Raw genomic sequence first — 12620 nt, 5'->3', positions numbered from 1 at the left:
GAACAGAGAAGTTAAGCCCATTTGCGCCGATGGTACTACATTGTGGAAGAGTAGGTCGTCGCCTTTTTAAACCCTTCATTATTTATTTAATGAAGGGTTTTTTTATGCGTAATAGTTACTGAATTTATAATGAATCTTAAATCTGCGTGAGTGATAGCAGCGGCATCCTTTTTATGGGGTCTCGATTATTAAGTATAAGTACTTTATAAAAACTCCCATAAAAAGATATAACGGATAGCACGGTTTTTATTTTTATTAAAAACACGCCATAAAAAAAGTCCAACTTTAAAAAATAAAACTGGACTTTATCTATATTTAGTGTTTACGAATTTTAGTGATAAAAGATTATTTTTTTGTTATACTGTTGTTAGAATCAATTTTATCTTTATTTTCTAGTATTTCGACACGTATTAATAGCGCTTGTAATATTTCAGTCTGTTCTGTATTGGTTTTATCTTGACTTGAAATGACTTCATTTTGATTCTCTATAACTTCTTGTTGCTCTTGAATGGCTTTTATAAGCACAGGAATTAATTCTGTGTAGCTAACACTTAGCGTTTTGGTTTCATCTTCAGCAGTATGTACAATTTCGTTGATAACAGTTTGTACGTCTTGAGCGATTAAACCCAAAGATTTTGGTTGGTCTGGATTGCGTTTCCAATGATAACTCACAGGGTTTAGATTCAAGACTTCATCTAAACCATAATTTAAATCTTCTATATCTTTTTTAAGACGTCTATCTGAATTTTGGGTTAATGCTCCTGCTAAAATGGCATTACCATTTTGATATACTGTAAAAGCATTTGAACGATTACTTGATGTACCATTTCCGACTTGAAATAAGGTGGTTGTAGATGTTGTGTTATCATTATAGGTTCCTACTACAGTTGAATTGATATCATCAGCAATGGTATTACGTCCTAATGCAGCTGAAAAGCTAGCTGATGCAGAACTGAAACCTCCCATTGCAATTGATTGAGATCCGGATGCATTTGTTGTGTATCCTAAAGCAACAGCATATAATCCTGAAGCTTTTGTTGAACCTCCTTGAGAAAAAGAATAATTTCCACTGGCTTCTACACTTATTCCAACAGCTAAAGAACCATAACCCGTAGCTCCGAGTACAAGAGAATTATTATTACTAAAACTAAAGTCAATGGCATTTTGGCCTATATTTCCAAAATATGCTGGATTTCTACCTACGAATCTCCAACCCATACCATTACCTTCATTTATAGCTTCAAGACCAGAAGCAATAGAACTGTTTGTGTCTACATACTCTTTAGTAACCAAAGCTTTTGGATCAGTAATTTCTGCGATGTCAAAGCTTGGTGCTGTGATGGTGCCATCTACCAATACTGTAAAAGCATTGGAGCGTTCACTATTACGCGCACCATTTCCTACCTGAAACAATGTGGTTGTAGAAACAGTATTATCATTATTTCTTCCAACAACAGTAGAATGTAAATCATCAGCTATTGTACCTACTCCCATTGCTGTAGAAACGTTTCCAGATGCTACTGTACCAGCTCCCATAGCTGTAGAGTAACTTCCAGATGCTATTGTCGTTAAACCTGAAGAAAAAGCATATTCACCGGTTGCTCCATATAAATCAGCATTTGAATTGCTAATACTTAAATCCACAGCATTTTCGCCTATATTCCCATAATTATCAGGGTTTATACCAGCAAGACGCCAACCAAAGCCATTCCCTTCATTAAGGGTTTCTAGTCCTGTTGGATTGGTACCTGAACCTCCTCCTAAATAATTAGCATCTGCATATTCTTTGGTGATTAATGCTTTATCATCTATAATTTCTGAAACATCAAAACTAGGTGCTGTAATGGTTCCATTTTTTAAAACGGTTAATGCGTTACTCCTATTTTGTACACCATCCTGGTTACTATTTCCTATTTCAAATAAAGGGTCTGTTTCAACCCAACTGTCTATAGTTCCTCCTCCAACATTATTACCTCCAATAGCAAATGATGCATATGCATCAGATTGCGTAAAGAAACCAAAAGCAGAAGAATGATTTCCGTTAGCTTCAGTTGAAGAGTTTGCAGCAAAAGATGAATACCCTAAAGCAGAAGTAGATGATCCAGCGGAAAAAGAACTTTCACCTAAAGCTCTAGTTAAATAACCGCTAGAAAAACTTAATTGACCAAGCGCTCCATAATAATTATCAGTTAAACCATAACTAAAATCAACAGCATTCAAGCCTATGTTTCCATAATTAGCTGGATCTCGTCCAAGCAATCTCCAGCCTATACCATTACTTTCATCTATGGCTTCAAGTCCTGTTGAAACGCCACCTCCTCCAGAGTAGTTTGCATCTGCAAATTCTTTAGTAATTAAAGCTTTGTTATCTGTAATTTCTGATATCTCAAAACTAGGAGCAGTAATGGTTCCATTTCTTAATACTGTTAAAGCATTGGTACGGTTATCATTAGTGCCATCCACATAATTTCCATTTCCAATTTCAAATAACGGATCGGTTGGTGATGCCAATAGAGGATCGCCACCCCCAACATTGTAAAGGCCAATAGCTGTAGTGTTAGGCGCTTCTGCTCTAGTACTAAGCCCTAAGGCTACCGAATTAAATCCTGAAGCAATTGTAGCAGCACCCATTGCTGTAGATTGTGATGATGATGCAATAGTACTAACGCCAGATGCGAAGGATTTTTGACCAGATGCTGTTGTTTGATACCCAAGAGCCGTAGCATATTCTCCAGTAGCACCGTGAGAAGTAGAAGCCACTGGACTATAGCTCAAATCAACCGATCTATTAGCTATAAGGCCATAATTTTCGGGATTCATTCCAATAAATCTCCATCCACTACCATTACCTTCATCAATATTTTCAAGACCTGAATAGTTAGAGTCTTCCGCATATAAAGCATAAGGTACAGCCTTAATTTCTGTTGTGCCCATATCAGTTAGACCAGAACCAGAATCTATTTGTACTTTTAAAAAGTGCGAACCAAAGTAACCTCTCCAATCTATATTACTATAACCACCTTCAAATCCTGATAAAGGAACTCCTTCTCCTATGTTCACTATAACAATTCCATTAGCATCAGTGGTAGTCATATGTGTTTCGATATAGATAACATCTGTAAAGCTTATTTCTGGTCCTTCTAGAATTGAAAACTCAATAGTTATATTTTGATTGGACAGTACATTATTACTATTATCTTTAATTAGGGCTTTATAGTTAATCCCTTTACTCTGAGAGAAACTTAGACTAGTAAATAGAAAGGTGATTAAAATTAATAGTATTTTTTTCATAATGATTGGTTTTAAATTGATAGTATTTTAGAAAAATAGAATAGCTACTTTTTTTCATTTTTTAAATTATAAAGAATACATATTAAACCTTATCCGCAACTAAGACTGTAAGAATCAATGGTTTGATTTGCCGCTCGTATTCGAGCAGTATATAAATTTTCAATGGAATTAAGATCATATTCACTGCATTCAAAACTATCGCGATGCTGATCGAAATATTCCTGATGTGTTTCAATAAATTCTAAATAACCCCGATAAATATCCAGTATGGCCATGCAATCTTCAATGGTTTCCCAACTACCATCTGGCCTCTGGAAAAGACTAGCTTGATAATTAGCCTCTTCATGGCGATCATTTATCTCTTCATTTATGATGTCATAACATGGCCGCTCAGTTGCTTCTAGAAAGGCCTCGGCACCCTCCTTCGAACAACTAATAAATAGAGTAATAAATGTTAGAAATAATATTTTTTTTGATTTCATGTATACAGGTTTATAGGCATTAATGATTTATACTTACAATTGGTTTTGTTGTGATTTTTATGAACAAGCCAGAAAATCCTCATAATGTTCTCTATAATACGCCATATTGTCATCTATCTGGCTTTCAAGTTGAACAAGTTCGCTTTCAGAACAGCCTCCTTCTGATTCCCTCCAATCTGTTTTGTATCTAGTTAGTGTAGCCAAATAAGTCGCAGTTATAAAAGCACTCTCTGCGCATTCCTCCGGAGAGCATCTGTTACAAAAATTCAAAGCTTCATCTATCTGCGTATATGCATTATTTAATAGTTCAGAACGCTCATTATAGCAGGACGTGTTTCCAAACTCTTGGTCTTCTCCAACACAACTTACACTGAGGGTTATAACTAAGACTAGTAATATTTCTATTTTAATTTTCATAACTTTTAAATTGTATTGATTAATTGGTTTTAATTATTTTATAAGTTTGGGTAGATGTTTTGGTATTTATATGTAGCATATACATACCATCGGCTTCATATTTAATAGGAATTTTTGCGGTGCTGTTTCCTGCTTCTATTATTACTTTATGGATTAATTTTCCTTGCATATCATATAATAATGCGTCACTTGAATAAGTGGTTGGACTTTTAAACTTTACATTAATAATATCTGTAGTTGGGTTTGGGTAAAGGCTTATGTTTTCAATGCTATTGAAGCTAACGCTTAGAGCTGTTGCTTCAGACCAAAATTTATCAGTTCTTGAACTATTTTCAAGCTCGGTTTCATCATAATTGTATTGATAAATAACTTGTGTGTGGTTGTTATTTTCATCATAAGTCGATGGCACAAAACTAAATGTAAACCAGTCGCCACCAGTGCCTAAGCTAGAATCCCATTCTTGCCATTCTGTGCTTAATACATTGTCATTAACATCATAAATTTGTAAACTACGAAATTCGTTTTCCCAAGCACTTCCGTTATAGTTTTCACTTAAAATAATAAGATTATAGGTTGCATCATCTCTTATATATGTAGATCTATTATATGGTTCAGTTTCCCAGTCCATAAGGCTGTTATCCCACAAATAATACTCTAGTGTTTCATATACATTTTCAGGTGTATAAGTAATAATTAATTGTTCATTATTTTTCCAGCCTGGTACAGTTAAAGTTGCATCCCAAGATTGGTATATTATGCTTTCAATTAAATCATTTGAAATTGTATATATATCGTTTGTATTTGGCTCAAATACTTCTGTGCTATAATTTCTAGACCAAACTTCTACATCGTAGCCTTCATCTGTCAATGTGTTTATAGCTTGCCTTTTAAGTACCCAAGTATCATCTTCATACTTATCATAGAAAAAATTTTCTTCTACAGTTTCAGTATAAGTGTTCTCTGTTTTTGTTTCATTCTCCCAGATTACTCCATTATGTTTTTGATGTAATTCTTGTAAGATATTATCGTCTCCATCGTAGGTTGTAGATGTTTTTGTATCATCTATCCAAGTACTACCATTCCACAATTGTTTAACATCTTCTATAATAAAATTATTAGAATTATAAGATTTAGTATGGCGAAAATTATCTGTGAATGAAATGCCATCAGCCGACACTTTATTTAGAACATTAGTTTCTTTTATACCACCAATATTATAGTCGTAATATTCTTCTACGTTTCTTAACCAATCATCATTTTCCCATGTATATCTATGTATATGATCTAGTTGATAAACCGTTTGTGCATCACTTGTATAGCTTACTAGTAAGCAAATAATAAGGATGGATAAATATGTATTTTTTTTCATGATAATAAGTGTTTAGTTTAGTTGTGCTTATAATCATTGGTACTCAATTTTTAAAAAGGTTAACAGGAGTTTAAATACTTATTTCTATTTTAGTATTTTAAAAAAAGATGTTAACCTTTTCCTTGTTTCTATAACTAATGATTGAACCCAGTTTTGAACACCTTAAAAGCGCTCTTAAAAAAGGAGATATGCAGCTCTTAGATGCTATATATAGAAATTATAAGTTGCCTTTTGTTAAGTTTAGCAATCAATTTGGTTTAGATGAAGATGATATTACAGATATTTATCAAGACTCTATTATTGCTTTGCGGGATAATGTTGTAAATGGAACAGTAAAGTCACTAAACAGCAGTATTAAAACCTATTTATTTTCAATTGGTAAGTTTATGATTTACAAGAGGTTCAATACGATTAGTAAAACTAAAAATTTTGAACAAGAGTATGTTTTTGAAGATGATTTTTATAGTCCGTTTGATTATAATGATAACATAGATGAATTGCAAAAAAAAGTAAATGATGGTTTTGATGGTTTAGGCGAAAAATGCCGAGAACTTTTAAAGTTATTTTATTACGACGGATTAACATTAAAAGAGATTCAAGCCTATTTTAAATATGATAATTATAATGTGGTGAAAAGTCAGAAATCAAGATGTTTAAAGACTTTAAAAGATTTGATTTACAAACAAGAACAAAATGGATAAAGAACAATTAATAACAAATTATTTTTCCAATGGTCTTTCTGAGGAAGAGAAAGTATTATTTAATCGCTTAATAGAAACAGATTCTGATTTTGCAACTAAAGTCGATTTTGAAACGCGTGTGAAGCATGCGATTCATAAAAAAGAACACCAAAAATTAAAACAGCATTTTAAAAATTTAGATCATTCTATTAAAAACGTAGACAAAACACCTCGCAGAAAAATTTGGTTAGTCGCAGCTAGTATTGCGCTTTTTACAACATTAGCCGTTTTATATAATTATGTTAATAGCGATTATTCTAGTGATGACCTTTTTGCAAGTTATTACCAACCAGCAAAAAATATCGTGCAACCTATTGTTCGAGATGGAAATTCTAAAACAGATAAAGTAGATGCTTTTATTGCGTATCAAAAGGAAGATTATGCAACAGCAAAGACGTTGTTTCGTAATTTATATGTATCGACAAAAGATTCTGAATTCTTGTTTTATGAAGGGATTTCTCTTTTAGAATTGCAAGAAACAGATGACGCTATTTTAAAACTCACTGCACATTTAGAGTCTAAAGATGCGGTTTCTGAAATGACACCATGGTATTTAGCCTTAGCTTATTTGAAGAAAGGTGACGTGCGTAATGCGAAAACGTTATTGATTAATATCGTTGAGGATCAATCGAGAATTTTCAAAAAAGAAGATGCCAAAGCATTGCTTAAAAAATTATGATTTCTTACTAAAGAAATAGAACATTAGAATTGCCAAAAGGAAAGCAATTCCAAAATATAAAACATAAGAATGACTTGCCACTAAAGCATCTGTGTTACCAGAAACTACAAATCCAGCCCAATAATAAGGATGTTGTAATGCGACTTCAGGAGTGTTTTTTAGATAATCTAATTTTGCGTTTTTAAGCGCTTCATCTTTTGTGTCTCCATTTTTTAAATACTTATAAAAAGCACTCATAATTTTAGATGTAGCCAAATCGTCAACTTTCCATAAACTAATTACAGTACTTGGAATTCCTGTATAGGTAAACGCTCTTGAAATACTTTGTATGCCTTCACCTTTTTCAAAACTTCCACTTCCAGATTCGCAAGCACTTAAAACCGCTAATTTGGCGTTTATGCTTTTGTTATATAATTCACTGACCAATAAATCGCCATCAACGAATTCTAAATTTGAAAAATCCGGATTTTCATTATTTATATTGGAATGCATTGCTAAATGCAAAATAGTATAACTGTTCGCATTATTTAAAAAGGCTTCTTTTGATGCATTTTTGAAGTGTTTTCCAGTGAAATAATTTAATATAGTACTAGTTTCTTGTGTAATGCTTGGCAGTTCTGATGATGAATTATTTGTTGAGAAAACACCAATTTGCAGATCTTTATTTAGAACAAGGTTATTTTGTTCGTTTAATAAGGTTAATGACGATGCGTAACTTGTGTTATATGAAGATAGATCTTTTTTATTAAAGAGTGTTTCAAAAGGCAGATAGTTTAATATTTCATCAGGAATGATTATAATACTTGTATGCTTTTTACTTTCAATTATGGGTTGAATTATAGGTTTCAATTTTTCTGAATATGTTGTGTTTTCAGAATTAAAATCAGCCACTGTTTTCACATAATTAGTGACATCTTCTTCAATTGAATTTGACACGTTTAATACTCTAAAATCAATTTTAGATTTTGAAATACTAAAGCAATATACTTGGTTGTTATTCAATATGTATTTTACCACGAGTTGATTCTTATTTAGTGTTTCTCTAAATGTAGAAAGTTGAAATGTATTATAATTTCTAGAATAGTAATTCGTGTAGTTGTTCTTTATAACATCTTGTAAATTAGAGAGTTCTAGTTTGAGGTTGTTGATTCTGTTTTTTAGAGTGTCAGATTCTAAATGCCCTTTTTCGTTTTCTGAATAACGCTCATTTTGATAGTAAGTAATGAGGTTTTTTAAATCGGCTTCAGTATTTAAGATACTGTCTGGAATATTTAGTTTGTGCTTTTGTTTATTGAATAAAAATTTTGACCAAGTTAGCTTAGAGTATGCTTGTTCTAATGCTTCAATTGATGCTATTATTTTCTCTTCGGAAGGCATAAGAACTAATGTTTTTGTAAGTCCGTTTTCAATGTTTTTATAGGTTTTGTATAAACTTTCATTATATCTTTTGCCTAAATAGAGATTATTAAAAACATCTGATGCTAAAAGATATAAATTATGAGACGTATCTAAATGTAATGTGTTTTTAGAATTTTGAAACCTACTAGAATACGATTCTGCGACTAATAGAATTCCATTTATGACTTCAAATGAATCAAAATATTTCAGATCATTAATTTTCAAAGTATTTAGGTTAATACGATTTAAATTTTCTTTTTTTAATAATTTAAAAGCATTTAAAAAATACTGTTCCGCAGTTTTATAATCTTCTTTTTTAGAAAATAAATTACCGTAATTAGCCGTTAAATAGAATTGCTCATGTGCATTATCTTGTGTGTAATTTGAAAGGATACTTTTTAAAAGTTCTTCAGATTCAGTGCCAAATTCTAAGGTCTTAAGTTTTTCAAAAAGAGCAATTTTATAAGGTGTTGGATCTAAAAAAAATAATTCTTTGTATTCAGTTGTTAAATCGATAGATTTTTTAATAAATTCAATGGCCTCTTTTTCAGGAGTACTTGGTAACTGCGAGTAATATAAATACAAAAGTGATTCATATTCAACATCTTCAATAAACTCTCGTGTAGATGCTTTTAACTCGTTTTCCGCAAGACCAATATATTTTTTAGCAGTTTTATAATCTTTCTTTTTCAGATTTAAATCAATATAATTTGAATATAAATCTAAATACTTACGTCTTCTTTCAAATACAAATTCTGCCTTTTTATGCTTTAAAGAATCAATAATACTGTATTGTTTATTTAAATAAGTTTCTGCTAAGTTATAATCGCCATAATACAAATACCATGAGGCTAATTTTTTATAACAGCTATAAAATGATGGATAGTATTTGTTGTTAATTTTTTTCCAATATTTTTCGGATAATAGCAACGCATTTAATTCTCTGTTTTTCAAGCCTAAAGCGTTATAATTGACAGCCAAAGAATTATAATTCATGGCTAAATCTATTTTATTTTCTTGGTGATGTGTTTTATATAAATCAATAGATTTATTATAGTATGTTAAGGAGGTTCGATAGTCGTTTAGCTTTGTATTGATAAAGCCTAAATCGTCTATAATGCGTAAGATTTTTATGTAATTTTCAGGTAAGGTATCTTGTAAAATCTTTAAGTTTTCTTTAGCTTCAACTAAAGTCATTTTCCAATTTTGAGTATACCCATATTGATGATAGATTCTATTGGCAATAAGATGTTTAAACCAAATACTAGGGTTTGAAGATGAATTCAGGATTTCTCTAGCCTTTCGAGAATACACTAAAGCTTCAGTGTGATTTTCTAAACCTCCATAGCCTTCAAGAATACACGATTTTGTGAAATTCCATTTTGCTTCTATATGCTTTTTATAATCTTCAGAATGCTTAGTTTCTTCTAGAGCAAGAGTTCTATAAGGAAGTGCTTTTAAATACTCTCCACCATTTTCTTCAAGAGAATCAGCAATTTGAGTATTGCTTTTATAGCTTGAAGTTTGACTATAAACAAACATCACTACAAAAAAATGTACAAAAAAAAGACTTGTTTTTTTACAATTGGACATTATATACTATGAAAATTCAGAACAAAAGGTACGATTTTTTCAATCTTTTAATGTAAGAATCATCGTAATATGAGACTAAGTGGATAAAAATTTTTATTTTCAATTTAATTAGTTATTTTAGTTTTCATGAATATACTCATTCAATCTTCTTTAAATACACTTAATAAATCACGATTTTTACTACTTAGATTGTCTGATGAACAGTTTGGAAATCTTTCGGTATCTCCTTATTACTCAAGTATTGGTTCACATATTAGGCATATTTTAGATTTTTATGCTTGTATTTTTAGTGAATCACAAAATGAAATTGATTTAACGGCTAGAGACCGAAATTTAGATGTTGAGACGTACTGTGAAACGGCTATTTGTTATTTAGATAATATCGTTCAAAAACTACAAAAGTTGAATGATTTAGAATTAGATAGAGAAATTGTAGTTATTGATGATTTAGGTTTGGGGAAAGCAAAATTAAAATATACTTTTTCAGCTTTACTCGCTCAAGCTAATAGTCATACAATTCATCATTATGCGATAATAAATTATATATTGGATCGATTAAATATAGTTATGGATGATGAAAATTTCGGTTATAATCCAACAACACCAAAGCATGTTGTAACTGAATAATTATTTCTTCTTAAACATACTGTTCATGATTATGTTTAAGCCTTTAAAAGCAAAATAGATTGCTAAGGCACAAATTATAATTCCAGAAATAATGAGTGGAATATATAAAGGTTTATCTTCATTTGAAAAACCAATGTAGAGTAGTGTTGGTCCTAAAAACATACCTGCCAACGTAATACCCATAGTTTTTATACCTTTTACTAACAGTTCTTTATCTGTTCTATTCGTTTCCATTTTTATGATTTTGAATTGCTAACCTTACATTTTTGTGTTTTTCAAGTAGTTTTTGTGCGATTTCTTCGGAAACCTGAAGTTCATTCATAATCATTTTTGCACCTCGATTGACTAATTTGTTATTGCTTAATTGCATGTCCACCATTTTATTCCCTTTCACTTTTCCAAGTTGAATCATGGCTGTAGTGCTTATCATATTGAGCACTAGTTTTTGTGCTGTTCCTGCTTTCATTCTAGAACTTCCTGTAACAAATTCAGGACCTACAATGACTTCAATTGGAAATTGAGCAGTTTGTGAAAGCGGACTTTCATGATTGCAAGTAATACAGCCTGTAATGATATTATTTTGATTACAATGTTCTAAGGCGCTTATGACATAAGGCGTGGTTCCTGAAGCTGCTATTCCTACTACGACATCATTTGAATTGATATTATAATGATGTAAATCTTCCCAGCCTTGACTTGTTGAGTCTTCTGCAAATTCAACCGCTTTTCTTATTGCAGAATCACCTCCTGCAATAAGACCGATGACTAAATCATGAGTAACTCCAAAAGTTGGTGGACATTCTGAAGCATCTAAAATACCCAGACGACCACTAGTTCCTGCACCAATATAAAATAAGCGTCCACCAGATTTTAGCTTTTGAACGATTTGTTTTACTAAGCTTTCAATTTGCGGCAAGGCTTTTTCTACAGCTAAAGGCACTGTTTTATCTTCAGTATTTATATTTTTCAATAATTCTGAAACAGACATGTTCTCTAGATGATTATAGTTGGAGTCCTGTTCTGTGGTTTTTATAAATGTCATACTGTAAAACTACGAAATTTTGTTTTGCGTTAGTGATTGAACGGTTTGTTTGAGCTCTTTTTAGTTTATTATAGACCTTTAGACTACGCTCAAGGTGACCACTAAAAAAGCGAGTAGTGAAAGCACGACCAAGACTTTTAGTCTTGGTAACGCCCAAATATTATTCATCAATAACAGTATAGGTAAATTCGGAGACCTCAGACAGTCTGAAGTAGCCAAAAGGAAAATTTTCTGGATTGGTTTGGTTAATACAATTGCCGCGAACGGTTGCTGGTTGCGTTTCAAAAGGTCCGCCACCACCATCGCTAGACTGTTGTAAAAGGACAAACATAAACTCGTAAAAACGTTCGGAAACCCCATGATTTCTAATGATGACACTTTCGCCTGGATCTAAATCTTCTTCGACATAAAATCCGAAAATTTCATTTCCATTTACAAATTCATCTTTAAAGGTGTCTAATGTAGGAGTCACATCTAAGCTAGGGATGAATTCGAAAAAATAATAATTTTCTTCATCTTCAGGGTCTGTAAAAAAGGCCTTGATTTCTGTTTCTTCACCTGTAAAGCCACCTTCAATGTTTTGTTCGACATGTGTAATTTCATTAACAGATTTAAGGGTTTCGGTTGCTGTATATGTATTGCCATCATAAAGAATAGTTAAGGTGTAAGCACCATTTATTTCGGGAATAAAAGTATTATTTTGATAAATACCAGTATCGCCATCTTCAATAAATTGAAACGTATTACTATTTGTATCTGTTATTGTAACAATAGCATTATTGGCAGGAGGAACTTCGCTATCATAAAAAGGTGCAGAGAGACTTATCTTGATGGATTGCTCATTTCCTGAGGTGCCTTTATACCAATCGATGGATGCATCAATAACCAATCTAGGTGTTTCTGTTGGTAAATCGATATCTATGACATCTTCACAAGACCATAAAAAGGTACTAATTAAAATGATAAGAATAAATTTCTTCAT

Annotated in this window: 11 protein-coding genes; 3 read left to right on the top strand and 8 right to left on the bottom strand. The window is 31.7% G+C overall.

Annotation, left to right across the window (positions count from 1 at the left end; genetic code table 11):
• Positions 1-345: 345 nt before the first annotated feature.
• The 4 genes from ACFS5M_RS09660 to ACFS5M_RS09645 all read right to left on the bottom strand — a co-directional run bounded on the left by ACFS5M_RS09660 (position 346) and on the right by ACFS5M_RS09645 (position 5559).
• Positions 346-3291 carry a tail fiber domain-containing protein gene (locus tag ACFS5M_RS09660; RefSeq protein WP_183488256.1) on the bottom strand — a complete coding sequence of 982 codons (2946 nt, stop codon included), beginning with the start codon at positions 3289-3291 and terminating at the stop codon, positions 346-348.
• An 89-nt stretch (positions 3292-3380) separates the two neighbouring features.
• Positions 3381-3773 carry a hypothetical protein gene (locus ACFS5M_RS09655; RefSeq protein WP_183488254.1) on the bottom strand — a complete coding sequence of 131 codons (393 nt, stop codon included), beginning with the start codon at positions 3771-3773 and terminating at the stop codon, positions 3381-3383.
• A gap of 57 nt (positions 3774-3830) precedes the next feature.
• Complete coding sequence (locus ACFS5M_RS09650) at positions 3831-3977, bottom strand: hypothetical protein (protein WP_183488252.1); 147 nt, start codon at positions 3975-3977, stop codon at positions 3831-3833.
• A gap of 232 nt (positions 3978-4209) precedes the next feature.
• Positions 4210-5559 carry a T9SS type A sorting domain-containing protein gene (locus ACFS5M_RS09645; RefSeq protein WP_183488250.1) on the bottom strand — a complete coding sequence of 450 codons (1350 nt, stop codon included), beginning with the start codon at positions 5557-5559 and terminating at the stop codon, positions 4210-4212.
• 137 nt (positions 5560-5696) lie between these two features.
• Between ACFS5M_RS09645 and ACFS5M_RS09640 the strand changes: the two genes are divergently transcribed.
• On the top strand, positions 5697-6260 hold the full coding sequence (locus tag ACFS5M_RS09640; protein ID WP_183488248.1) for an RNA polymerase sigma factor: 564 nt from the start codon (positions 5697-5699) through the stop codon (positions 6258-6260).
• Entirely contained in the window at positions 6253-6978 is a 726-nt protein-coding gene (locus tag ACFS5M_RS09635) for a tetratricopeptide repeat protein (RefSeq protein WP_183488246.1), read from the top strand. Before ACFS5M_RS09640 ends, ACFS5M_RS09635 begins: the two co-directional genes overlap by 8 nt.
• Here the strand turns inward: ACFS5M_RS09635 and ACFS5M_RS09630 are convergent.
• Entirely contained in the window at positions 6973-9918 is a 2946-nt protein-coding gene (locus tag ACFS5M_RS09630; RefSeq protein WP_379898674.1) for a CHAT domain-containing protein, read from the bottom strand. The genes ACFS5M_RS09635 and ACFS5M_RS09630 overlap by 6 nt on opposite strands.
• Before the next feature lie 177 nt (positions 9919-10095).
• Between ACFS5M_RS09630 and ACFS5M_RS09625 the strand changes: the two genes are divergently transcribed.
• Positions 10096-10596, top strand: a complete 501-nt coding sequence (locus tag ACFS5M_RS09625; RefSeq protein ID WP_183488242.1) for a DinB family protein — start codon at positions 10096-10098, stop codon at positions 10594-10596.
• Here the strand turns inward: ACFS5M_RS09625 and ACFS5M_RS09620 are convergent, their stop codons facing one another.
• The 3 genes from ACFS5M_RS09620 to ACFS5M_RS09610 form a co-directional block, all read right to left on the bottom strand.
• Positions 10597-10830, bottom strand: a complete 234-nt coding sequence (locus tag ACFS5M_RS09620) for a DUF6095 family protein (protein WP_183488240.1) — start codon at positions 10828-10830, stop codon at positions 10597-10599.
• On the bottom strand, positions 10817-11638 hold the full coding sequence (gene murQ, locus ACFS5M_RS09615) for an N-acetylmuramic acid 6-phosphate etherase (RefSeq protein WP_183488239.1): 822 nt from the start codon (positions 11636-11638) through the stop codon (positions 10817-10819). Before murQ ends, ACFS5M_RS09620 begins: the two co-directional genes overlap by 14 nt.
• Positions 11639-11798: 160 nt before the next feature.
• Positions 11799-12620: a DUF4249 domain-containing protein gene (locus ACFS5M_RS09610; protein WP_183488238.1), complete on the bottom strand. Its 822-nt coding sequence runs from the start codon at positions 12618-12620 to the stop codon at positions 11799-11801.

It is taken from the genome of Lacinutrix iliipiscaria, from assembly GCF_042686125.1.
GTDB lineage: Bacteria > Bacteroidota > Bacteroidia > Flavobacteriales > Flavobacteriaceae > Oceanihabitans > Oceanihabitans iliipiscarium.
Note: the sequence above shows the minus strand (reverse complement) of the source record. Positions and strands in the feature narration are given on the sequence as shown.